This window comes from Spirosoma arcticum, from assembly GCF_054779955.1.
This window is the reverse complement of sequence record NZ_BAAGXG010000007.1, coordinates 292818-314776: the sequence shown is the minus strand read 5'-3', so window position 1 is coordinate 314776 and position 21959 is coordinate 292818. Positions and strand designations below refer to the sequence as shown.

Here is a 21959-nt window from a genome sequence, read left to right as displayed (position 1 = left end):
TGAACCGTTTTTACGTCACTTACTGCCTCAATGGAAACCGATAACGAAACCACGCCTACGAATCCCCGCCCAACCGGAAGTTCGAGTTTGCCCGCGCTGACGCTCGTTGTGCTGGTGGGCCTCATTGCGGCTCTGCTCTACGTTGGTTACGACTACATTACCGACGACACTAACGGCTCCGACGAACTAACCAGTATGCCGCTCGACACGGCTTCGCAGCAACCGCTCGCCCAAAACGATCCCGAAATGCTGATGTCGCCCGAAGAGGTAGACACGTCGTCGCAGCCCGCGCCGGTCGATCTTTCTCAAGCTGCTCCCCCCGCCGATGCGCCCGTGGCCGACGCCAGCGCCGAGGACGTAGCCGAAGACAACCGCGAAACCACCGCTGGTAAACCCAGCCCGGCCGAGAATGGAAAAGCAACGGCTGAAAAGGTTGTCGCCGAGAAGCCCACGCCGAAACCGGTGGCCGAAAAACCTGCCGAAAAGCCCAAAGTCGACAAACCGAAAGCGGAAACACCTAAACCTGAAAAACCGAAGGAAGAAGTCGCCGTTATGAAACCTAAGGTAAAAGCCGGGGGCGTGTCGAGTTCGTACACCGTGGGGGCGGGAGAGACGTTCTACGGCGTGGCTAATCGCTACAACATGAAGCTCAGCACCCTGAAAGAACTCAATCCCGGCGTGTCGGAGAGTGACGTAAAGGCTGGCATTACCAAACTGAACGTGAAGGCGATGGCCGTTCATACCGTTGGACCAGGCGACGTGCTGCGCGTCGTAGCGCAGAAGTATGGCGTCAGCAAAGAAGCCATCATGCGGGCTAACAAAAAAAGTAAGGACATTGCCACGCGGGGCGAAAGACTCGTTATTCCCTTCCCGGAGAAGCAGTAGGAAGGGAGTTGGTCAGTTGGTGAGTCAGTTAGTCAGTCAGTCAGTGGTTGACGCCAGAGTAGCGGACGCCGGCGCGGTCAGCCAATAATGACTCACTGATTAACTCATTGACTGACCGACTCACTGACTACTTCCTTTCATAGACCAACCCCGCCGTGAAGCGCAGGTCGTTGTTTTGGCGGCCGGGTGCCACCACGCTCTCATAGGCATTAGCCAGCGTGGTCCGCAGACTAATCACCGCCGTCAGTTTGATTTGGGCGCTCAGACTGGCATTCCAGCGGACGTTCGGTACGCCCAGCGCCGGTTGATAGAAGGCTGTGTGCGTAATGGTCCAGCGGTCCTTGTCGAACGTGTATTCCCCGAACAGGCGCGTCGAATTGCGGAAAATGTTGATGTCATTCCGTTCAGCGAAGTCCGTGTTTTCGTGCAGCAGTACGTTCGTTAGCGAAATATAAGCCCGCTTTCGGTTCAGCAGTTTGTAGCCCGCCCCGCCCGCCAGGGTCCAGCGCCGGTCGATTTTGCGCAGATTACTTCGCTCAAAGGAGCCAAACGCTAAGTAATACAGTCGCTTCTCGTGCCGATACGTAGTCCTGAAATCACCAAACCACTCCCGTTCGGCCAGAATACCACTTTGCCGACCGTAGACAAACGACGGATTGCTCGATAGTTTGAACCGGTTGCTCAGTTCATAATCGACCGCCCCGGCAAATTGAAGCAGAGTTCGGTTGACGTTCCCGGCTGTAACGGTGCCGTCGGCCGCAAATCGGTAACGGTACGTTGGCGTTCGGGGAGCGGTTATCCCGACTTTGTTGTTGCTCGTATTGGCGGTACTCAAGTTGGCGGGGGAGCCTCCAGCCGGGGCCCGTCCAGCCTGCGTACTGTCGCGGGTGGTTGGTGTCGGCCTGGACGACGTTGAACTGGATGGCCGCAGCGGGTCAGGCTGCTCGACAGTCTGGGCTGATGCGGACAAAAGAAGCGCAGAAAGGCTAATCAGGAGGAGTGATAGCCGGATTTTATTCACAGATACGGCACGATGATGATGGACTGCAATTTACATTGCCACTATTTATGATGTATACTGTACCAATGCCCCTCACAGTCCGTGCCGGATGGCGAACTGAATCAGGTCAGTAACTTTGCTGATGCCCAGCTTGAAGTGAATGTTTTTGCGATGGGTCTTCACCGTCTCCACGCTCAGGTGAATGCGTCCGGCAATCTGGTCGTTGTTCAGTCCTTCTTTGATGAGCCGGATCACTTCCACCTCCCGAAACGTGAGGTTTAGCCGACGGGCAAAGTCGTCGCCGAAGGGATCGTCGGTTGATGGTACGGGATCGGTCGGGCTGGTGTCGAAGTGGGTGTCACCACCCAGCACATCCCGGATGCTCCGCAGCAAATCGGTGGTGGTGGCATCTTTGAGCAGGTAGCCGTGCAGGCCCGCCCGCCGGGTTTCGTCCAGGAGTTTGGGCTGGTTGTACATCGTCAGCATCAGCACCCTGACAGCCGGGTAACTGCTGATGATGGATTTGCCGAGGTCGATTCCATTGCTGCCCTGCAGGTTGACATCCAGCAAAATCAGGTGCGGGCTGGTGCGCTGAATGGCGGGCAGGGCCTCGCTGGCCTGAAACACCTGCCCACAGACGGTTAGGTCGGGTTGTTCGTTGAGCAGAATTTTGAGCGCATCATTGAACAACCGGTGGTCGTCAATCAGGAGGATTCGGCTGGGTAGAGGGGGCTGCATACACCGGGGCTGGATACGGAATAGTCAGAACGACCAGCGTACCGCCTTCACTGACGTCCCGCCACAGGGTTGCTCCGATGTATTCAGCCCGTAAATTACTGTTTTTCAAACCAATTCCCATCGGTTCATGCATCAATGCAACGGCCCGGCTGCCCAGGCCATCGTCTTCCACGGTAATGGTCAGGTGGTCGGTGTGGTAGAGCAGTTGGAGGGCAGCCCGGTTGGCCTGGGCGTGTTTGCCGATGTTCTGAACCAGTTCCGAGACGATGCGGTAGGCGTTGAGTTCGGTATCTATGGGTAGCTTCTGCTCGTTGCCCGAGGTGATGAAGCTGAAGCGGGTGGGCTGGCTGGGCTGGGTATGCACGAGTTGTTGGAGGGCTGAGCGCAGGCCGATGCGGGCGAACTCAGGGGGCATCAGGTTATGCGCTATACGCCGGAGGTCGGCACTGCTTTTCTGAATGAGCGGCTGGAGCGCATCGAACGCCCCAAGGCCTTCTGGTTCGTGGAGGTACTGGCGGAGGTCGGTCAGGCGACGGCGGAGGGTGGCCAGTGTGCCGCCGAGGTCGTCGTGCAGGTCGGCGGCAATGCGCTGGCGTTCGGACTCTTGGGTTTGGATAACGTCGGTTTGTAGGGAGCGGTTTTGAATTTCGAGTTGCTGGCGGGCGTTTTGCAGAAGTTTCCGACGATATAGCCACCCAATCGAGAGAATGGCGAGTTCGATCAACAGGGCCAGTCGGAAAGCCATCATGTCGGGTAACACGCTGTCGATCAGGTTGAAGTTTATCAGAAAGGCGTTAATAAATAGAAAAACCAACAGTGTCGATACGGCCAGTAGCAGCAACCAAACCAATTCATACCTGCGCCGGAACGCATCAACAACGTAGGTTAGCCAGATAAGGAGATAGCCCCAGCAACCAACGTATCCAGTGAAATACATTGCCCGTATCACTTCGTCATAATTCCGTTGCTGCGCCCATTCCGCCACCAGCAATGACCCGGCCAAAATTCCTATTGGAACAACTTCGGGCCATTTAATCAGGAGCCGCCCTGGTTTTGGTGATACCGCCAGAAAGCGTCGGCTAAACATGACAAACGCGCCGAAGCCGACGTTGATCCAGTGAACAACAGTGATCAGATTATCGAACCAGACCAATGAATCGGGCAAGAATGCGCCCCAGCCATCGTTGAGCAGGGCATAGACCGACAGGCAAAGCACGTAGCAGGCGTAGAGCAGGTAAATGGTACGCTGGTAAAACAAAAACGAAATCAGTACCCCACCCAGAATTGCCAGTATAATGCCCGCAAACGTAGCCCAGCCCCACAATTCCCGTTGCTGCACGACCAGAAAGCGCCTGGGGTCCCAAAGCCGAACGTGGAACTTCAGGGCGTCGCCCGTTACCACGCGGCTTTGAATCCAGACGGTCACGGTTTGACGGGCGGGCAGGTTCAGCGCGTACAGAAAATAGTTGTGGTTGACCGGTGCCGCCGACGTGGCCTGCTCCCGGTAAGATGACGGTCCCCGAATGCGCTGGGGTGGTCCGTTGGGCAGGGCTATCCAGACCCCAACCGAATCCATAAAATGCGACGTTAATTCGAGCCAAACGGGCCGGGACTGCTCACTGCGAACCGAAAACCGCGCCCAGCCCACAAACGACCGACGCCCGTAATTAATGCTTTTTACCGACTGCCACTGCTCTGAGAAAGCGGATAAAGCCTTCGGGAATTTTAACCCGGCGGGCGGTTGCCGAAGCTGGTACAAAAATGGCTTTTCAACCACAACACCGCCAAAAGAAGTATCAAGTGGCAGCACCGACTGAGCGTAGTTGGCACCAGAAAGAAGCAACAGCCAAACAATTTGCCAGCCTGATCTCATGGTAGAGGCACTTTTTGTACGAGTGAGCGTCGACAAAGGAAACAGGTTTGGCGAGTTTTAAAAATACCCCCTTCGGGGTATGGTACGACGAGCGCAAACGGGTCACCTTTGTCGGGTTAGATCACTATCCACACCATTTTATTTTTTGTCATGATGCAGGGAAGCCCTCCCCGGAGGCTCTATGCTGCCGTCTCCGTCACGGTCCCTTATTCCCACGCACCGCCGAAACATCAGCGGCTGCGTTGCCAGCCGCCTACTTAACTATCCACCTACCCACCATGAACCGTATTCTACTGAGCACGTGTCTGTTGCTTTTGGTCGTATTGAGCTGCAAGAAAGAAGTCGATCCTAAGTCAGCTCAGAAAGACTTATTGACGTTTTCGTTTCAGCCCACCGCTAACCTGGCCCTCCCCATGGCGGTCGATGCGATGGTAGCCAATAATCAGGTTACGCTCACGTTGCCGCCCCGCACGGCCGTTAACGCGCTGAAAGCAACGTTCACGATCTCGTCTTTGGCGACAGTAACGGTCAACGGCGTGACGCAGGAAAGTGGCGTTACGGTCAACGATTTCACCAACCCACTGACCTACCGGATTGTGGCCGAAGACGGCAGCAGCACCGACTACAAAGTCAGCGTCAGCGCAACGAAATCCGGCGATGCACAACTGGTCTCGTTCGTGTTTACCAAGGCGGCTAATCCTGGCCTGACCAACGATGTGACAGTGCCGATCAATGCCGCGCAATCTAGTCAGTATTATCTCGTTACGCTGCCGACCGGCACCAACGTTGCGGGTTTGAAACCGACGTTTACCCTCTCGCCGGGTGCTACCGTAGCGGTTAATGGCGCTGCTCAGACAGCCGGCGTTAGTACGAATAACTTCACCAAACCCATCGTGTACCGAATTACGGCCGAAGACGGAAGCGCGAAAGAGTACACGATTGAAGGCAGCGCTCAGGTGGACATTGCCACGGTGGAGAATGCCGTGAAAGCCTTCATGGCCAAATACAACGTGCCGGGTATGTCGGTGGCCATCACCAAAGATGAACGTCTGGTCTACGCTAAAGGCTACGGTCTGGCCGACAAAGACCAGAATGTGCCCGTTACCAACAACAGTTTATTCCGGATTGCCAGTGTATCGAAGCCCATCACATCCATTGCAGCTATGAAATTGGTGGATGAAGGCAAACTTAATCTCGACCAGAAGGTATTCGGAGCGGGCAGTATTTTGGGTACCACCTACGGTAAACAATCATACACACCCCAGTTGGAGCAGATTACGGTGCGTCAGGTATTGAACCATACGGCGGGTGGCGACGCCTGGAATCACCAGTGGGACCCCGCTAATAACCGGATCGATCCCTTTTACCAGAAAGAATGGCTTAGTTACTCCCAGGCGCAGGTTATTTCGGCGGTGCTCGACACACGGCCCGTTACCCAGACGCCTGGCACCAAAACGGTTTACTCAAACATTAGCACTAACATCGCGGGCCGGATCATTGAGAAAGTGGCGGGCGTTAGCTACGAAAAATATGTGCAGGACAACCTACTGAAACCCATCGGCATCGCCCCCGCCACCATGCGCATTGGCGGCAGCACGGTAGCTGAGCGAATGCCCAATGAAGTTGTGTATTACAATCCCTATCCCGGTTACGATCAGCCGTACGATTTTCCCATTCCGCGCCTTGACGCGCACGGCGGGTGGATCACGACCTCGGTCAATCTGGCCCGTTTACTGACGCACGTAGATGGTTTCTCGGCTAAGAAAGACATTCTTTCCAACAAAGCGCGGGTAGACATGATCACGCCCACGGCGGTGAGCGTACCGGCCGGTGGCTACGGAGGCTACGGGTTAGGCTGGTCGGCTTCAACGAATGGGCTGGCTTATTATCATTCGGGGGGTATGGCGGGCACGGCATCGTACTGGATGCGCATTTATGGTTATACATTTGCAATTCTGATCAATACCCGTTCGCAGGCTACTGATTATTATACCGCCATTGACCGGCTTTGCTACGATATGACGGCCAATCTGAACATGACCGGGGCCATGAAAGGCGATCAGTTCGACGTACTTTTTTAAGGTGAACCTGCTATGAAACCCTCTATCGCTGCCTTCCTCATTGGTCTGCTCTCTCTTACGGCGGGGGTCGTTTTTTCCTGTAAAAAAGAAGCTGACCCCATTGTCAAAAGCAGCGCGAAAGACCTGTCGGATTTCCGGTTTGCTGATGTGCCTAATGCAACTCCCACTTTTGATCCGGCTACAAACACATATTCTGTTACGGTAGCGGCCGGTACGAATGTGAAAGCACTCAAGGCAACATTTGTGCTGCCCACCGGGGCTACGGCAAGACCTGAACCCGGCTCTGTTCAGGACTTTACCAATCCGGTGACGTACGTCGTTACCGCCGAAGACGGCAGCACCCGAACCTATACGGTGAACGTGCTTGTTCAGGCTCCGCCCAAATTATCGGAAAAGCAGCTTGTCAGTTTTGTGTTTTCTACCCTCAGCCCGGTGGTTCGGGCCACAATTGACCAGACGACAAAAAAGATCACGGCGACGCTACCCGCCGATGCCCGTTTGACAGCCTTGGTGCCCACCGTTACCGTGTCGGCCAAAGCGACCGTTGCGCCCGCGTCGGGGTCCGTTCAAAACTTTACTACGCCCATTAGCTACACCGTAACCGCCGAAGATGGCAGTTCGCAAGTATATGAGGTGACGGTCGGAAAAGGCGCTGTTACGGCCGTGCCGACCGAGTTGGGGTTGAGTCCGTTCTACAAAAAATACGTGGATGCGGGTGGCATACCTGTGGTCAGCTCGGCTAAAGTGCCGGATGCCGCCCTGATTCAGGCGGGGAACACCATCCGGCAGATGCTCGACAAACGACCGGACGTGGTGGCTAAAATGGTACAAAATAAGCTCCGGGTGGCGGTTATGGCGGAGTCGGAACTGACCGTCGACATTCCCGAGCACAGTGATCTGTACACCGCTTTTCCGGGCACGGACTGGAACACACGGGCACGCGGATTGGGGGCCACCCTACAGCGCCCGGCCTGTAGCTGCGCCGAAGAAAACCTGTTGTGCTACCCGACTGATCGCTACCTGGGCGAAGATATTTTAGTGCATGAGTTTGCGCACGGTATTCATCAACTGGGTATCAGCTACGTTGACACTGGCTTCGATAAGGAATTGGAGAGCATTTATAAAGAAGCCCTTGCCAATGGGTTATGGGCTAACACGTATGCCGCAACGAATTATGCAGAATATTGGGCAGAAGGCGTTCAGGACTGGTTTGATCTGAACAAAGAAGCAATTCCGACCAACACCGTTCATAACCAGATCAATACGAGGGAAGAACTTCGGGTGTATGATCCCAAACTGTATGAGTTGATAAGCCGGTATTTCAATGTGCCGACCAGCAAGGTAAGTTGCCAGGCGGGGAAGTGAGAACGTGGACGGGCCAATGGTTCAGCCAGTACCGTTGTCGATTGACCGGCCAAGGGTGGATAAACAATTCGTATCTTGGAGCAAAAAACAAACAACACCTATGGAAACGCCAACCAAACCATTGCGCGGCATGGACATCATCCGCCGACTCGTTGAAGTCAAAAAGCAGGCTCAGCTCGACGCCGTAGAAAACTACCAGAACAATCCCGAAATTCGGGCTATTTATGAGCGGTTAAAGGAGAAAAATAAACAGAAACGTGTCACAACCAAGTAGTAGCCGCTATGAATACGAATTTGATGGGGCGAACATAACTCGTATCGTTTTCCAACAGTAGATGATGTAGGATACGAGGTAAAATTTGTTCCTTCCGCTGACATCTTCAACGCTTACTCCGATTTGGGTGTTGAGGTATTCGAAATGACCATTTCGGTGGCTCATAACCCAACCGGTGGGCGACTGCCCGCTGATTCATTGTCGGCTTCCACAATTTTTGCCATTTTTGAAGATTTCTTTTTGCCAAAACGACACGCAATCGTGTTTATCTGCGATTCGTCGGACGGTCGCCAGCGGGCACGGCATCGTAAGTTTGGCGTTTGGTTTTACAACAATTATAACAAAACCTACAAATAGCCAAGATTGACCGAACAATCACCGATGGCAGTCAATACATCCTTCTATCGCTGATTATGAGTCGCCGAAATCCGCAGTTGAGCCGCATCGTGGATATATTCATGCAGTTGGGCGAAGAAGAAAAATAGGCCTGCATCGCGCTTCAGTCTATTTGCCCATTCGTCCAAAATCACATAGCTTTGACCGCATCGTAAGCCAGTCCACCGTGACTGGCTTACTTGTTTTCTTTCACCCAATCTACGCATCAATTATGACTCGCTGGGGAATTCTGGGGCCGGGCCGCATCGCCCACAAATTTGCGCAGGACCTGCTTGCCGTGCCCGACGCCCAACTTTACGCCGTGGCCTCCACCGATCAGCAACGGGCCGACGAGTTTGCCCAACAATACGGTGCGCCCCACGCGTTTGGGTCGTATGAAGGACTGCTGACGCTGCCCGACCTCGATGTAGTCTACGTGGCGACGCCCCACGTCAAACACCACCAGAATGTACTGATGCTGCTCAACGGTGGCATTCCGGTGCTGGGTGAAAAACCGTTTGCTATGAACAGTGGGCAAGTGCGCGAAATGGTCGAGCTGGCCCGTAGCAAACAGGTTTTTCTAATGGAAGCGCTCTGGAGCCGGTTTATGCCTGTAATCCAGCGGGCCAAACAACTCGCTGATGATGGCGCCATTGGAACCGTTACGGGCGTTCGGGCTGACTTTGGCTTTGCCGCCCCGTTTGTGCCCGACGGTCGGTTGTTCAACAAAGCGCTGGGGGGCGGTTCGCTTTTGGACATTGGCATTTATCCCCTGTTCTGGTCGTATTTGTTCCTCGGTATGCCGCAAACGATCAAAGCAACGGCAATTTTTGGGCAAACGGGCGTAGATGAGCAGTGTGGTATAGTGCTGACTTACCCAAACGGCGAACTGGCGGTGCTGGACAGTACGCTTCGCGCCCGAACGCCCTGCGAAGCGTTTGTTTATGGCACCGAAGGGCTGATTCGGGTGCAGTCGCGCTGGCACGAAACGCAAAGCCTGACGCTCGAACGCGATGGACAAGAGCCCGAAGTAATCACCGTGCCCCGTGCAACCCACGGCTATGATTATGAAGCCGGGCACGTGATGCAGTGTCTTGCCGAAGGTCGTACCGAAAGTCCACTCTGGTCGCTCGATGATAGCCTGAATTTGGTGACGTTGTTGGACACGGTCCGGACCGAAACCGGAATTGTGTACGAGTGAGTGCATGGTATTGACACGTATTCCAACGCTACGAGTTTATAGTGGGTCTTTCTCAAAAAGACAACATAATGAGTAGGTTTACAAGCCGAATCTGGATTCATACTGGCTTACTGACTATTGTATTATTGGCAGACGGCTGTTTTGGTTTAATCGACGGGAGTAATCATAATCGGGGCCTGATCGTATCGGAATATCCTGTTGAAAATTCACCCAGAACTCAGGTTTGTTACGAACCTGGAGTATTGTCACTGGATAGCGTTGCCCGAAACAACATCGTTATTGATAGCGATAGCAGTCTGAACGCTTACTTTGACAATCGGCGCTACACTGACCCGAACCGATATAGTCCGGGCTTTCCGTGCACTAATTTTCAACCCGAGCCCGTTGACTTTTCTAAATACACGCTGCTGGGTAATTATGCACAGGGTGGTTGCGATGTTGCCTTCACGCGTAATGTCATCCGTGATGATACCCGTAAAAAATATGTCTACACAGTTACCGTTCGGGAGGCCGGGGCTTGTAAAAAGCTCGGGTTTAGTATGAACTGGGTGCTGGTTTCTAAACTACCCGTAGGCTATTCGGTTGATTTTAAAGTCAGGTAAACGTAGAAGTCTTCACTTACCAAACGAATTATTATATAGATGAAATCTGTCTTTCTCACGGTCGTTACATTTACGCTTTCGACGGCTACGTTGCTGGCTCAGCAGTGGGAACCGTACACTGAACTCGGTGATTTATACCCCGCTTACGCCATTGCCGTATCGAATATAGTACCTGACGAGGACGACCAGAAAGACGAAACTCTGCTCGGCGACCCAAACGGCGTCCTGGGCATCCTGTTTACGCCAACTCGTGCCAACACGAATATTAAGCTTGAAATTCGTTGCAACGATGATCTGAGACTATTTGGGCCAGCCGTGATTGACGTTGTTGCCCCGAGAGCGGGGCAGGAGTACCTGATCAGACCCGTCGTGCCCTTCAATCACACCACACTCGCGTCGCTGGGGCAGTCGTCTACTATTTACGTGACTTATACGTTGACCATCGACGGTCAGCAGCAAGCTCCGCGTACCGAGCGGCTCCGGGTTCGGTCGATCAACGACTGTCCGTTTGCCGTCGTTGAGGAAGAGAAAGAAACGCCCATTGACTTTGTTTTTGCTGCTTACGTCAACGAGGACCACCCGTGGATTGAGGAGATTTTGCAGGAGGCCCTGCGCAAAAACTACGTGGATTCGTTCGTAGGCTCTCAGGGTGGCGAAACCGTCGTTTATGAACAGGTGCTGGCTATTTGGCGGGTGCTACAGGAGCGGGGCATTCGGTACAGCAGCATCGCGCCCACAGCCGCCACGTCGCTGGGCGTCGCGTCGCAGCACGTTCGGTTGCTGGACGAGAGCATTCGCTACACGCAGGCTAACTGCGTCGATGGTGCGGTACTGCTGGCGTCTATTCTTCGTAAAATTGACATCAACCCAATTCTGGTCGTACTACCGGGGCATATGTTCGTCGGTTTCGACCTGGACGCTGAGGGCGATCAACAGGCCTATCTGGAAACGACCCGGATGGGCGTAGACGCCCGCGAGACTGAGCCTGTCAACAATCGTTTGTCTAAAACGCTGCTCGGTGCCGATACCGACCTGAAGGCGCAGGTAGCTGTGAAATCGTTCGTGTCGGCTCTTGAATCGGGTAAGTCAACCTTCGCTGGAAGCCGGGTCAAAATCCTGCGGGAGAAAGCCGGGTATGCCCTCGTCGATATTTCGGCCGCCCGCAACGCCGGTGTCACCCCCATCATGTACGTCAGCAAATGAGAAATGGACCGCGCGGGCGGCCCCGAATGACTAATGCACAATGAATAATGTCAGAACCATTCGGTTACACCATTATTCATTGTGCATTAGTCATTCGGGGCCGCCCGCGCGGTCCATTATTTATTCCCTACTTACCTTTGCGGCATGACCGACCGCTACGCCCAGCGCGGAGTTTCCGCCAGTAAAGAAGACGTTCACAACGCCATTGCTCAACTCGACAAGGGTCTCTTTCCGAAAGCATTCTGCAAAATTGTGCCCGATACACTGGCTGGCGACCCCGACTTCTGCACGATTATGCACGCCGATGGAGCTGGGACTAAATCAGCATTAGCGTACCTCTACTGGCGCGAAACGGGCGATTTGAGCGTTTGGCGGGGTATTGCGCAGGACGCCATCGTCATGAACACCGACGACCTGATCTGCGTGGGAGCCACCGGGCCGATGTTGCTGTCGTCCACCATTGGGCGAAACAAGAACCTGATTCCGGGCGAGGTCATTGCCGAACTCATCAACGGCACGGAAGACGTGTTACAGATGCTACGCGACCACGGCATCGCGATTTACAGCACCGGGGGCGAAACCGCCGACGTTGGCGATCTGGTCAGAACGGTGATTGTCGACAGCACGGTCATTGCCCGGATGCGACGCGACGCGGTCATCAGCAACGACCGGATCCGGGCGGGTGACGTGATTGTAGGACTGGCTTCATTCGGGCAGGCAACTTATGAGACGCAGTACAATGGCGGCATGGGCAGCAACGGCCTGACCTCGGCCCGCCACGACGTGCTGGCTCATTACCTCGCCGATATCTACCCCGAAAGTTTCGACCCGGCCATCAACAAATCACTCATCTACAGTGGCTCGAAGCGGCTGACGGACCCCGTCGATGGTACGGGGCTAACGGTTGGTCAACTGATTTTATCGCCGACCCGGACTTACGCGCCCGTTGCCAAAATTCTGTTGGACGAACTCAGGCCGCATATTCACGGTATGGTGCATTGTTCAGGCGGGGCGCAGACGAAAGTGCTGCATTTCGTGGAGAACGTGCACATCATTAAAGACAACCTATTTCCAATTCCGCCCCTGTTCCGGCTCATTCAGGCTGAGAGCAGCACCAGTTGGTCCGAAATGTACAAGGTCTTCAACATGGGGCACCGGCTGGAGATTTATCTGTCGGAGGAACACGCGCACCGAGTAATCGAGATAGCACAGTCGTTTGAGATCGACGCTCAGGTGATTGGCCGGGTTGAAGCGTTTGCGGGTAAGCGGGTAACGATTGAGAGTGAGACTGGTACGTTCGTGTATTGACGTAAACTTTGCCAAAGTTTCTTCAACTTTGGCAAAGTTTACCAATTCGCTACAATGCGTTACATCGCCCTTCTCATTTATCTGCTAATCAACGCGCCCGTCCACGCCCAAACACCCTTCAGCGCAACGTGGCCTTTCGACGGTAGTCCGGGCGGCAGTCCCAGTCAGCCAAACGTGGGTACGGGCGGGGCCGATTTTACGGGCGTAAGACCAAGCAATCTCCCTGGTGCGGATTATGTAACCGGGCAAAACGGTCAGGCGGTCAATGTGATCAACTGGTCGCAGTCGCCAAGTTGTAACTTTTCGGAGTATGTACAGGTGAGCGTTAATGCACAAAATGGACAGAGAATCACGCTTACCCAGTTTTCCGTATTTGTTAGTAGATCATCTCCCGGTCCCCAAGAACTACGGGTGCGGTCAAGCGTGGATAATTACGGCTCGGACCTAACCGTTACGTCGGTCAGTACGAGTTTTCAGTCAGTTAGTTTTGGCTTATCAGGCGCAGGTTTCACCGATCAGACTGGTACGATCATTTTCCGTTTATACGGCTGCAACGGTACTGGCGGATCCCTTCGTCTCGACGACCTAATTATCAACGGTACCGTCACGACCGTTCCGCTCCCCGTCACCCTTCTCTCGTTCACCGCAAAACCCGAAGGCGACCGCGTTCAGTTGGCCTGGGCCACTACGTCCGAGCGCGACGCTGACCGGTTTGTGGTTGAGCGCAGCGCAGATTTGCGGGAGTATGTGTCGGTTGGTGAAGTAACCGCCAAAGGCACAACCGACACCCGGCAGTATTACGGCCTGACCGATACAAATCCGCTGCCCGGTGCCAACTATTATCGGTTGCGGCAAATCGACCGCGACGGCACCGCCCACAGTTTCAAACCCGTTTCGGCGGTAATCGAAATAGATGGTGTGGTTGCGGTGGTGTATCCAAATCCGGCCGATCCGGCGCGGATCTATCTGCGGCTCTGGAACGCCGATGATGCCACCGTGCGATTGTTAAGCCTGGTCGGGCAGGTAATCTCGGGCAAGCTGGAACGTGAGTCAGGCAAGGCTGAGTGGATACCTACGAACGCGTTGCCGACGGGTATGTATTTACTGGAAGTACAGACTAATGGGCAGAAATTGGTGAGTAAAGTGCTGGTAAGATAAAAAGATCACCTCACGGCAACGGCCGACCGTTGCCGGGGGTAAAACACTACACCAGTTCTCCTTCTTCCGCCGGAATCGTTTTCAACTCTATCTTCGGCGGCAGCAGTTTATAGACAACTGGGGTCACGATCCGGGAGAGTAACGTGCTCGAAATCAGCCCACCAATGAGTACCCAGGCCAGCGGGGAATAAAGTGGATTGTTTTCCAGCGCCAGCGGCATCAGTCCCCCAATGGCCGTCAGTGACGTCAAGACGATGGGTACGAACCGAACTTCGCCCGCTTCCTTAATGGCTTCGACCAAGGGCATACCCTGTTCACGCAATTGGTTCGTGAAGTCGACCAGCAGAATCGAGTTCTTGACCTCAATGCCGATCAGCGCAATTAGCCCAATGATGGCCACAAATGAGAACGGATTGCCCGTGAGTAACAGGGCGGCAATGGCGCCAATGATGCCCAGCGGAATCACCGACAACACAATCAGTGTGCTCTTGATGGTGCCAAACTCCAGAATCAGCACGGCCATGAACCCGAAAACAGTGATCAGAATAATCGTGCCCAACCCACCAAACGACTGTTCGCGGCTTTCCAGTTCGCCGGCCGCCTGAAAGCGAAACCCGGCTGGAAACTGCATCACGTCCAATTTTTTCAGCACGTCCTGGTAAATATTGTCGACCAAATAACCCGTTTTAACAAAGCCCGTCACGCTCACGTACCGGTCCTTGTCGTAGTGGCGGATGAGGCTGGTGCCCGTCTCGAACTGCACGTCAGCCACTTGCCGCAGGGGAACGGCACTACCGGTTACTGTATTGACATACAGGTTGTTCAGTACCGTCTGATCGGTGATTCTGCCCTTGGGCATGGTAACGTTGATCGTGTAGTCCTCCTCATCGTTGGGTGCTTTGAACGTACCAACGTTCAGGCCCGCCACTGCGAGCCGGATGGTGCGGTTGATGTCGGCGATGGATAGGCCCAGCAATCCGGCTTTCTCTTTGTTGACCTTGATGCGCAGGTCAGTTTTTCGGGTGGCCAGCGGGTTGTTGACGTAGATCAGACCGGGTGTTTGTTTCAGGATTTTTTCTACCCGACTGGCCACGGTCCGCAGCGTATCTAAGTTCTCGCCGAATACCCGAATGGCTACGGGTGCCTCCTGCGCCGGACCCTGCTCAAAGTCTTTCACCTCAATGCGGGCGTTGGGGTACAGGGCGAACCGGTCGCGGTATTTGTCGATCAGGGCGCGTTTCTCAGCGGGTTCAACGTCGGTTAGCTGAACAAAAAACTGTGAGAAATTCGCCGATTCATTGCGTTGCAGAATGTTGTAGTAGATGCGCGGGTTTCCCTTGCCGACGTTCGTGGTGAAGTGCCGGATGGCCGGGTCGCGCTTGAGTTGACTCTCCACGTAGCGGGCCACACGGTTGGTTTCGCTGAGGCTGCTCCCGTCGGGCGTTTCAATGTTGATCAGAAACTGGGGCTTCTCCGACGCCGGAAACAGGCCGAAGCCCACCCGCCCCGCCAGCGACAGCGCCCCTCCGAAGATCGCCAGCGCTACCAGCAGTGTGATAACCGGGCGTTGCAGGGCCACGTTGAGCAACCGGCTGTATGACCCGCTGATGAGCCGTTTCAGTGCCCGCAGGAAAATGTTGCCTTCCGGGTTGTGCGGGGTTTTGAGGATGCGGCTCGACAGAAACGGCACGATTGTGAGCGACACCAGCAGCGACGCCAGCACGGTGGTAACGACCGCCATTGGCAGCGACCGGATGAAGTCGCCGGAGCCTTCGGGCAGGAACAGCAGCGGCAAAAACGCCAGAATCAACGTGACCGTGCAGCCAATAACGGCCAGCGTAATCTGGCTCGTGGCTTTGATGGCCGCATCTTTCCGGGAGTAGCCTTCGCGCAGGTATCGCTCAATGTTTTCGACTACTACAATGCTGTCGTCCACCAGAATGCCGAGGGCCACAATCAGACCCACAATGCTCAATTGGTTGATGCTGAAACCAAACGCGTTGAGCAAAGACAGCCCAATGGCCAGCGACAGCGGAATAGAAATCATGACGACAACAGCCGCCCGAAAACCAAGCGGAAGCAGCGTGAGCGAAACCAGCAGGATGGCAATAGCGAAGTCTTTGGCGAAGCGGTCTAACCGTTTGCCCACGCTGGCGGCCTGGTCGAAATTTTTGACTAATTTGATGTGGGACGGCAGGGTTTTACCAAATGATTCAATGATCGGGTTGATTTGCTTACCAACCTTATCGATGTTCTCACCTAATTTCTGACTGGCCGTCACGAGCACTGCCCGGTGGCCATCTAAGCGGGTAATGTGCGTTTCGTCTTCGAGATTAAAGCCAACGTCGGCAATGTCGCGCAGGTAAATAATTTTTTGCCCGTTCGTGGCGACAATCGTGTTCCTAATCTCGTCCAGCGACTGGTAATCACCAGCGGTTTTGACGTTGAACTTACGCGTGCCCACTTGAATGCTGCCTCCCGGAATAGTGGCGTTTTCGGCCTGCAACGCCCCCACAACCCGGTTGGTAGGAATGCCTTCCTGCGCCATTTTCTCGATGTTAAGCGATACCCGAACAATACCCGCCGGGTAGCCCCAATCTTCCACGTTTTTGAGGCTCGTAACCTTCTCCAGCCGTTTGGTCAGTTCGTCGGCGTAGTCGCCGAGTTCCTTGTCCGACGCCACCTCCGACTGCAGCGCCACCTGCACGATGTTGACGTCGGAGGGTGAGAACTTGCGAATTTCGACGCTGAATACGTCGGCAGGAAGTTCGCTTCGCAGGGCATTGACTTCCCGCACCATCTCCTGGTACTTCTTGTCGGGGTCCTGGCTGTATTCGTACTCGACCCGGAACACGGCCAGTCCATCGTCGACGCTCGTGATTACGTGCTTGATATTGTCGAGTTCGTTGAAGCGTTTCTCGGCCGGGTCAACAACCAACTCTTCCATGTCGAGGGCGTCGGTGCCGGGATACACAATCACCACGGCAAACTGCGGAGCCGTGAATTCGGGGTCTTCGCCCCTGGGCATGTTCAGCAGGGAATTGATGCCGAGCGCGGCCACGCCGAGGAACAGCACCAGCATAAACTGCCAGTTTTTGACGGAGAATTGGGCGAGATTCATACTTGTGAGGACAATTTTGTGTTACAGAACAAAGGCATATATTTCAGACACTTATTGACACATGGAAACACTCATAGTTACGATTCGTGATGAAGAAAAGCTGAGCCAAATTGAGCAGGTTCTGCGCGATATGGAAGGAGTTGAAGCGGTGAAGCGCCTTCGCAGGCCTGATGAGGTAAGCCTGATGGCCCAGCCTGCACTAGTCGAAGAATGGGACAGTACGGAGGATCAACGGTGGGATTCGTTGCTATGACGGAGCTTAGTCCGGTATAGATCTGTCTAACACACTACGTTTATTTAACCACCACCACTGATTCTTCCGTCAGAAACGCTGATCCGGCCGTGACGACCTGCTTCACGCCCGACAAGCCGTTGGTCAGTAGCACTTTGTCGCCGTCTAAATAGCCAATTTGAACGGGTATTTTTCGGACCTTCTTTCCATCATCGGCCACGACGTACACGAACCCGTCTTTACCGTTGCCCTCCACAATGGCTTCCACCGGAACGACTGCGTATGAGCGGCTCCGGGCCGGTATGAGCGTCACGTTGGCAAACAGGCCGGGCGCAAACTTGGCCGTACCCGGATTAATTTTTACTTCCACTTCATACAGTTTATTAGTCGGATCGGCAGCCTGGGCCAGTTCGCTGATCGTACCGCTAAACATTTGGTCGGGATAAGCGTCGAGCCGGATGCTGGCGCGGTTGCCGGGTTGAAGCCGTGCCCAGTCTTTATCCGACACGCCTACCCGCACGACCCAGTCGGTCCGGTGGTTGCCCGAAATCAAATAGACCGACGCCCCGGCCGCTACATACTCGCCTGCGTTGGTGGCTTTGCGCGTAACCGTACCATCGACCGACGCCCGGATCTGGGCGTAATTGCGGTTGAACTGCGCGATGGTCAGCGCCTGCTTCGATACGCTCTGCCCGGTGGTGGCGTTCTGAAGTTGTTCGAGCGTGGCGGCCGTGTCGGCATACAGGCTTTTGATCCGGCCGAGGTCGCGCTCCGCCTTTTCGTTGGCTAATTGCGCCTGGCTGACCTGGGCATCGATCTCGGTCAGGTCGAGGGTGGCCAGTAGTTGACCTTTACGAACGGGCTGGCCTTCGTCCACCAGCATTTTGTTAATCATGCCGCCGACTTTGAACGAGAGCCGGGCCTCTTCTGCCGACGACACTACGCCCGATACCACTACTGGTTCGGCCCGCACAACCGATGTGACAGGAGTAAGTTTAACGGGAATGGATGCCGCTGTGGATTCGGCTTCTTCGGCGTTGACGGCTTCAGTCGCTGCCGGTTTTTCGGCTTTGCTGCCGCACGACCAGAGTGCGATGGATAACAGAAAAGAGAGCAGAACAGGTAATGGTTTCATGGCGTTTATTAGTAAAGAAGAGTAGAGAGAAGAATGGAGTTTGCGCTCAGCAGGAGGCATAAGGGCGAATAAAATTTGGTGTCTAAATCTGCAAAGTGACTGTTGCGTTTCCGTTTGAAAAAGCCAACGTAGCGAAAATCACCGATGGCACGCAGTAGAAAAATTCCGGCCAGAACCCACAGTCCGTACTGGCTTAGCCAATTGGGTATGATCGCATTCAACGGAGTCAGCCACCCGATTTTATACAGGTAGAAGAACGCCATGCCGCCAAAAATTAGGGCTACGAAAAGCGTAAGGAAACGACCAGGTTGAAACGCTTTTGACCCATTTCGCTCCGGGAGAGACTCTTTTAATCCCCAGCGACCACCAGCCGCCCAGTAGACATGGATCAGGCTGATTATTAGCAGTACTACGAAATTTATCAGGGCGGGTATCATGACTACTTGTTGGGTTACTTCACGGCCACGGCCCGGTCCAATGCGGCCCGCTTCACGAGCACGTCCGTGCGGGCGAGGGAGTGCTGAAGTTGAGCCGTCAGGCGGTCGTTCTGGTAGCGCAGAAATTCGATGAGCAGCGCCTGTCCGTTGCGGTATTTGCTGTCGATAATCCGAAACGTAGCATCGGCGTTGACAATACCATTTTGGGTAGCCGCCAAGCTCTCGTTGGCCGCGTCGAGGTCATACCAAGCCTGCAACACCTGCAACTGAATCTGCCGCTGCACATCCTGAAGGCGCGTTTGGAGGGCGTCGGTCTGAATTTTCGCCTGCTGAATTTTCGATCGTTTCTCGTAACCCCGAAACAAATCCCACTGTAAACCTACCTGCGCTAATGCATACGCCTGATTTTTGAATGTGTAGCCAAACCCCTGAAACCCCGCGTTACCACCGATGTATAAATTTGGAATTGTCGCGTTAGCCTCGTTCAGCCGGACGCCCACTTGGGCCGCCCGCAGCGAACCGCCCAGTTGGGCCAGCTCCTGCCGTTCCCGCAGGGCAGTTTGCTGCAAATCGGGTAAACTTTCCGGGGCTTCGGGTAGGATTTTTGTCAGTAATGAGTCGACTGCGACGGGGGCCGTCAGGTCGCGGTTAATGAGGAAATTCAGGTAAGCGCGGGCCGTTTCGCGGTTTTTTCCGGCAGTGGCCAATTGCTGATCGACTTTGCTGATTTCATAGCGGGCCGAGGTCAGGACTTCTTTCGTAGCTACGTTGTTGCTCACTAACTTCTCGTTCAGCCGGGCCAGTTCGCTCAGTACTAAGCGGGCATTCTCAATAATGCGGATCGCGTCGAGCGATTGCAGATACTGGAAGTAAGCCGTGGCAATGGAATAACGCAGTTCGTTTTCAACAATGCGTTTGCGGGCTTCCTGCGCTGAAACCAGCTCTTTCTGGATGAGGTAGTTGTATTGAATATCGGTGTTGTAAAGCGCGTACTGAAACGTGATTTTAGTATCGTGGAAATTGTTGGGCGTCAGTTGCTCATTTACGTTTGGAATGTTGGTCGGAAAATTATCGGAGCCGGTCAGTTGGTTGAGTGTACGGTAGGCCGGGTTGAGCAGATCACCCACCGGAAATTCTAATCGTCGGCCACCGGCTGCTACCGAGTACGTCGGGTTAAAGGCTAAGCGCGGGTAGAACAGCGACCGCGCCTGGTTGAGCAACTCTGTCACGCGACGAATGTCGAGTGATTCCTGCCGGAGTCCGAGGTTATTAGCCAGCCCCTCCCGAGTGTACTCCTCCAGAATCGCTGACTGAGGAGCTATTGGAGCAAGGGCCGCCGTGGGTGGTGGTTGGGCCGCTAACAACGCTGGTAAAAACGTTAATAGATAGCCGATACGCTTGATTATGAATTTCATGATCGTATGTAATTTACTGAACACTGTTTAGTCAGAGGGCAAAAATTAGAGTGCTTTGCGAATCAGGTCAACAAACAAATTATAAGCTTCATCCAATAGTGCTTTTTTACGCTCTTCGCCGAAGATCATCATCCGTTTGCGTAAGAGCAGCGCCGACAGGCCATGAACCATGCTCCAGATCATCAGTCCGGCCCGTTCGGCGTCGGGGTGTTTGATGTCACCCGCATCAATACATTCCTGTACGACATTCTGCAATACGTAAAAAGCACGATGACCATCTTCCCACACATCTTCGCGACACGCGAGCGTTTCCATGGGTGCAGTCATGATGAACATCAGATCAAATAACTCCGGGTTCTCAAACGCAAACCGGATGTAGAGTTGCCCCATCTCTTCCAGCTTATCCATTGGCTTGTCGATAAGCGCAATGGGTGCGAACTCGTTAATGAGCTTACTGAAGGCCATCTGATGCAGGGCAAAGAACAACTCATTTTTGTCCTTAAAATAGAGGTAAATTGTCGCGGGGCTGTACTCAATTTCGTCGGCAATGTTTCGGATGCTGACTTTCTCGTAGCCATTAGCTAAAAATAGCTTTTGGGCGGCATCTAAAATCAGCTTCCGCATTTCCTCCCGCTCCCGTTCCTTTCGCTCGACAATTCCCATAATTCCATATTAACAAGACAAACTTACTGAACACTGTTCAGTAAAAAAACAATAATTATTATTTTTCGCATTAAATTGATTTATCGGTAGGAATACCTTACTAAATTAACCTTTTCATGTCATTCATCATCTAAGAATAAACGCTTACGAATCAATGAAACTATTAAGAACGGATTGGCTGCTGGCGGCTTTATTGTCTACGGGGTTGCTCTCGGTCGCTACCGCTCAAACACCGAAGGGATACACGATTGGCGACGCTGTGGCTGACTTCCGGATTAAAAATGTAGATGGGCGTACGGTCGCACTAACCGACTATCGCGCTCAGAAGGGCCTAATTGTCGTGTTTACCAGCAACCACTGCCCGTTTTCAAAAGCTTATGAAGACCGGCTTATCGCCCTCGACCGTATTTTTGCCCCGCAGGGCTATCCGGTGCTGGCCATCATGCCGAACAACCCCGCTACCTACGAAGACAATTCGTTCGAGAACATGAAAATCCGCGCCCGCGACAAAGGCTATTCATACGTGTATGGTCTGGACGAAACGCAGGTTGCTAAAGCGTTTGGAGCCACGCGGACTCCGCAGGTATACGTCCTGAAGCAAACGAATGGACAGTTTATTCTTGAATACGTGGGTACCCTTGATGATAGCCCGCAGGACAGTGCGAGCGTAAAGCGTCGGTACGTAGAAGAAGCTGTCAACAATTTGCTGGCCGGTCGGCCGGTACAATCGCCCATTACCAAGCCCATCGGCTGCGCTATCAATTAATGGATAATGAGTAATGGTTAATGAACAATGGCAAGGCGGGTCAGTCCTTGTTCACTAACCATTACTCATCATCCATTAGTTATGGCACAGCATTTGCAAAGTGGACTGTGTAAATCAAACTACACAG

General features: G+C 53.9%; 19 protein-coding genes. 11 read left to right on the top strand and 8 right to left on the bottom strand.

Annotated elements, in window-relative coordinates; all coding sequences use genetic code 11:
* Nucleotides 1-30: 30 nt before the first annotated feature.
* The gene (locus ACYVHB_RS18095) at nucleotides 31-885 is read left to right on the top strand and encodes a LysM peptidoglycan-binding domain-containing protein (protein ID WP_461053176.1); all 855 of its coding nucleotides are present in this window, start codon (nucleotides 31-33) and stop codon (nucleotides 883-885) included.
* 127 nt (nucleotides 886-1012) lie between these two features.
* Here the strand turns inward: ACYVHB_RS18095 and ACYVHB_RS18090 are convergent, their stop codons facing one another.
* The 3 genes from ACYVHB_RS18090 to ACYVHB_RS18080 form a co-directional block, all read right to left on the bottom strand.
* A complete protein-coding gene (locus tag ACYVHB_RS18090) occupies nucleotides 1013-1897 on the bottom strand; it encodes a DUF481 domain-containing protein (protein ID WP_461053252.1) in 885 nt (294 codons plus the stop codon).
* An 81-nt stretch (nucleotides 1898-1978) separates the two neighbouring features.
* The gene (locus tag ACYVHB_RS18085) at nucleotides 1979-2623 is read right to left on the bottom strand and encodes a response regulator (protein ID WP_461053175.1); all 645 of its coding nucleotides are present in this window, start codon (nucleotides 2621-2623) and stop codon (nucleotides 1979-1981) included.
* Entirely contained in the window at nucleotides 2586-4496 is a 1911-nt protein-coding gene (locus ACYVHB_RS18080; RefSeq protein ID WP_461053174.1) for a sensor histidine kinase, read from the bottom strand. The genes ACYVHB_RS18085 and ACYVHB_RS18080 overlap by 38 nt, the downstream gene beginning before the upstream one ends.
* 278 nt (nucleotides 4497-4774) lie before the next feature.
* On the opposite strand from ACYVHB_RS18080, the gene ACYVHB_RS18075 reads away from it, so the two are divergent.
* From ACYVHB_RS18075 to ACYVHB_RS18040, 8 genes are all read left to right on the top strand, one after another.
* Nucleotides 4775-6577: a serine hydrolase domain-containing protein gene (locus tag ACYVHB_RS18075; RefSeq protein WP_461053173.1), complete on the top strand. Its 1803-nt coding sequence runs from the start codon at nucleotides 4775-4777 to the stop codon at nucleotides 6575-6577.
* 12 nt (nucleotides 6578-6589) lie between these two features.
* Nucleotides 6590-7942, top strand: coding sequence for a DUF5018 domain-containing protein (locus ACYVHB_RS18070; RefSeq protein ID WP_461053172.1), 1353 nt, complete (start codon nucleotides 6590-6592; stop codon nucleotides 7940-7942).
* A gap of 100 nt (nucleotides 7943-8042) precedes the next feature.
* A complete protein-coding gene (locus tag ACYVHB_RS18065) occupies nucleotides 8043-8216 on the top strand; it encodes a hypothetical protein (RefSeq protein WP_461053171.1) in 174 nt (57 codons plus the stop codon).
* Between the two features lie 144 nt (nucleotides 8217-8360).
* Nucleotides 8361-8573 carry a DUF6169 family protein gene (locus tag ACYVHB_RS18060; protein ID WP_461053170.1) on the top strand — a complete coding sequence of 71 codons (213 nt, stop codon included), beginning with the start codon at nucleotides 8361-8363 and terminating at the stop codon, nucleotides 8571-8573.
* Between the two features lie 250 nt (nucleotides 8574-8823).
* Nucleotides 8824-9792 (top strand): Gfo/Idh/MocA family protein, encoded by a 969-nt coding sequence (locus tag ACYVHB_RS18055; protein WP_461053169.1) that lies wholly within the window; start codon nucleotides 8824-8826, stop codon nucleotides 9790-9792.
* 641 nt (nucleotides 9793-10433) lie between these two features.
* Nucleotides 10434-11597 (top strand): hypothetical protein, encoded by a 1164-nt coding sequence (locus ACYVHB_RS18050; protein ID WP_461053168.1) that lies wholly within the window; start codon nucleotides 10434-10436, stop codon nucleotides 11595-11597.
* Between the two features lie 144 nt (nucleotides 11598-11741).
* Nucleotides 11742-12905: an AIR synthase related protein gene (locus ACYVHB_RS18045; RefSeq protein ID WP_461053167.1), complete on the top strand. Its 1164-nt coding sequence runs from the start codon at nucleotides 11742-11744 to the stop codon at nucleotides 12903-12905.
* Between the two features lie 54 nt (nucleotides 12906-12959).
* Nucleotides 12960-14063, top strand: coding sequence for a T9SS type A sorting domain-containing protein (locus ACYVHB_RS18040; protein WP_461053166.1), 1104 nt, complete (start codon nucleotides 12960-12962; stop codon nucleotides 14061-14063).
* Between the two features lie 46 nt (nucleotides 14064-14109).
* Here ACYVHB_RS18040 and ACYVHB_RS18035 read toward each other — a convergent pair whose 3' ends face one another.
* Complete coding sequence (locus ACYVHB_RS18035) at nucleotides 14110-17184, bottom strand: efflux RND transporter permease subunit (RefSeq protein ID WP_461053165.1); 3075 nt, start codon at nucleotides 17182-17184, stop codon at nucleotides 14110-14112.
* Between the two features lie 61 nt (nucleotides 17185-17245).
* On the opposite strand from ACYVHB_RS18035, the gene ACYVHB_RS18030 reads away from it, so the two are divergent.
* Nucleotides 17246-17437, top strand: a complete 192-nt coding sequence (locus ACYVHB_RS18030) for a hypothetical protein (protein WP_461053164.1) — start codon at nucleotides 17246-17248, stop codon at nucleotides 17435-17437.
* 40 nt (nucleotides 17438-17477) lie between these two features.
* Here the strand turns inward: ACYVHB_RS18030 and ACYVHB_RS18025 are convergent, their stop codons facing one another.
* The 4 genes from ACYVHB_RS18025 to ACYVHB_RS18010 are packed head-to-tail and all read right to left on the bottom strand — an operon-like array spanning nucleotide 17478 to nucleotide 21066.
* Nucleotides 17478-18551: an efflux RND transporter periplasmic adaptor subunit gene (locus tag ACYVHB_RS18025; protein ID WP_461053163.1), complete on the bottom strand. Its 1074-nt coding sequence runs from the start codon at nucleotides 18549-18551 to the stop codon at nucleotides 17478-17480.
* An 8-nt stretch (nucleotides 18552-18559) separates the two neighbouring features.
* Entirely contained in the window at nucleotides 18560-18988 is a 429-nt protein-coding gene (locus ACYVHB_RS18020; RefSeq protein WP_461053162.1) for a DUF3995 domain-containing protein, read from the bottom strand.
* Nucleotides 18989-19002: 14 nt separating this feature from the next.
* Complete coding sequence (locus ACYVHB_RS18015; RefSeq protein WP_461053161.1) at nucleotides 19003-20403, bottom strand: TolC family protein; 1401 nt, start codon at nucleotides 20401-20403, stop codon at nucleotides 19003-19005.
* A gap of 45 nt (nucleotides 20404-20448) precedes the next feature.
* Nucleotides 20449-21066 carry a TetR/AcrR family transcriptional regulator gene (locus ACYVHB_RS18010; RefSeq protein ID WP_461053160.1) on the bottom strand — a complete coding sequence of 206 codons (618 nt, stop codon included), beginning with the start codon at nucleotides 21064-21066 and terminating at the stop codon, nucleotides 20449-20451.
* A gap of 154 nt (nucleotides 21067-21220) precedes the next feature.
* Between ACYVHB_RS18010 and ACYVHB_RS18005 the strand changes: the two genes are divergently transcribed.
* On the top strand, nucleotides 21221-21832 hold the full coding sequence (locus tag ACYVHB_RS18005) for a thioredoxin family protein (RefSeq protein ID WP_461053159.1): 612 nt from the start codon (nucleotides 21221-21223) through the stop codon (nucleotides 21830-21832).
* Nucleotides 21833-21959: the final 127 nt, after the last annotated feature.

Excerpts from the sequence above, each read along its gene's own strand:
- ACYVHB_RS18095 (WP_461053176.1), top strand. The coding sequence starts at position 31 with ATGGAAACCGATAACGAAACCACGCCTACGAATCCCCGCCCAACCGGA.
- ACYVHB_RS18085 (WP_461053175.1), bottom strand. The coding sequence starts at position 2,623 with ATGCAGCCCCCTCTACCCAGCCGAATCCTCCTGATTGACGACCACCGG.
- ACYVHB_RS18080 (WP_461053174.1), bottom strand. The coding sequence starts at position 4,496 with ATGAGATCAGGCTGGCAAATTGTTTGGCTGTTGCTTCTTTCTGGTGCC.
- ACYVHB_RS18075 (WP_461053173.1), top strand. The coding sequence starts at position 4,775 with ATGAACCGTATTCTACTGAGCACGTGTCTGTTGCTTTTGGTCGTATTG.
- ACYVHB_RS18070 (WP_461053172.1), top strand. The coding sequence starts at position 6,590 with ATGAAACCCTCTATCGCTGCCTTCCTCATTGGTCTGCTCTCTCTTACG.
- ACYVHB_RS18065 (WP_461053171.1), top strand. The coding sequence starts at position 8,043 with ATGGAAACGCCAACCAAACCATTGCGCGGCATGGACATCATCCGCCGA.
- ACYVHB_RS18060 (WP_461053170.1), top strand. The coding sequence starts at position 8,361 with ATGACCATTTCGGTGGCTCATAACCCAACCGGTGGGCGACTGCCCGCT.
- ACYVHB_RS18055 (WP_461053169.1), top strand. The coding sequence starts at position 8,824 with ATGACTCGCTGGGGAATTCTGGGGCCGGGCCGCATCGCCCACAAATTT.
- ACYVHB_RS18050 (WP_461053168.1), top strand. The coding sequence starts at position 10,434 with ATGAAATCTGTCTTTCTCACGGTCGTTACATTTACGCTTTCGACGGCT.
- ACYVHB_RS18045 (WP_461053167.1), top strand. The coding sequence starts at position 11,742 with ATGACCGACCGCTACGCCCAGCGCGGAGTTTCCGCCAGTAAAGAAGAC.
- ACYVHB_RS18040 (WP_461053166.1), top strand. The coding sequence starts at position 12,960 with ATGCGTTACATCGCCCTTCTCATTTATCTGCTAATCAACGCGCCCGTC.
- ACYVHB_RS18035 (WP_461053165.1), bottom strand. The coding sequence starts at position 17,184 with ATGAATCTCGCCCAATTCTCCGTCAAAAACTGGCAGTTTATGCTGGTG.
- ACYVHB_RS18030 (WP_461053164.1), top strand. The coding sequence starts at position 17,246 with ATGGAAACACTCATAGTTACGATTCGTGATGAAGAAAAGCTGAGCCAA.
- ACYVHB_RS18025 (WP_461053163.1), bottom strand. The coding sequence starts at position 18,551 with ATGAAACCATTACCTGTTCTGCTCTCTTTTCTGTTATCCATCGCACTC.
- ACYVHB_RS18020 (WP_461053162.1), bottom strand. The coding sequence starts at position 18,988 with ATGATACCCGCCCTGATAAATTTCGTAGTACTGCTAATAATCAGCCTG.
- ACYVHB_RS18015 (WP_461053161.1), bottom strand. The coding sequence starts at position 20,403 with ATGAAATTCATAATCAAGCGTATCGGCTATCTATTAACGTTTTTACCA.
- ACYVHB_RS18010 (WP_461053160.1), bottom strand. The coding sequence starts at position 21,066 with ATGGGAATTGTCGAGCGAAAGGAACGGGAGCGGGAGGAAATGCGGAAG.
- ACYVHB_RS18005 (WP_461053159.1), top strand. The coding sequence starts at position 21,221 with ATGAAACTATTAAGAACGGATTGGCTGCTGGCGGCTTTATTGTCTACG.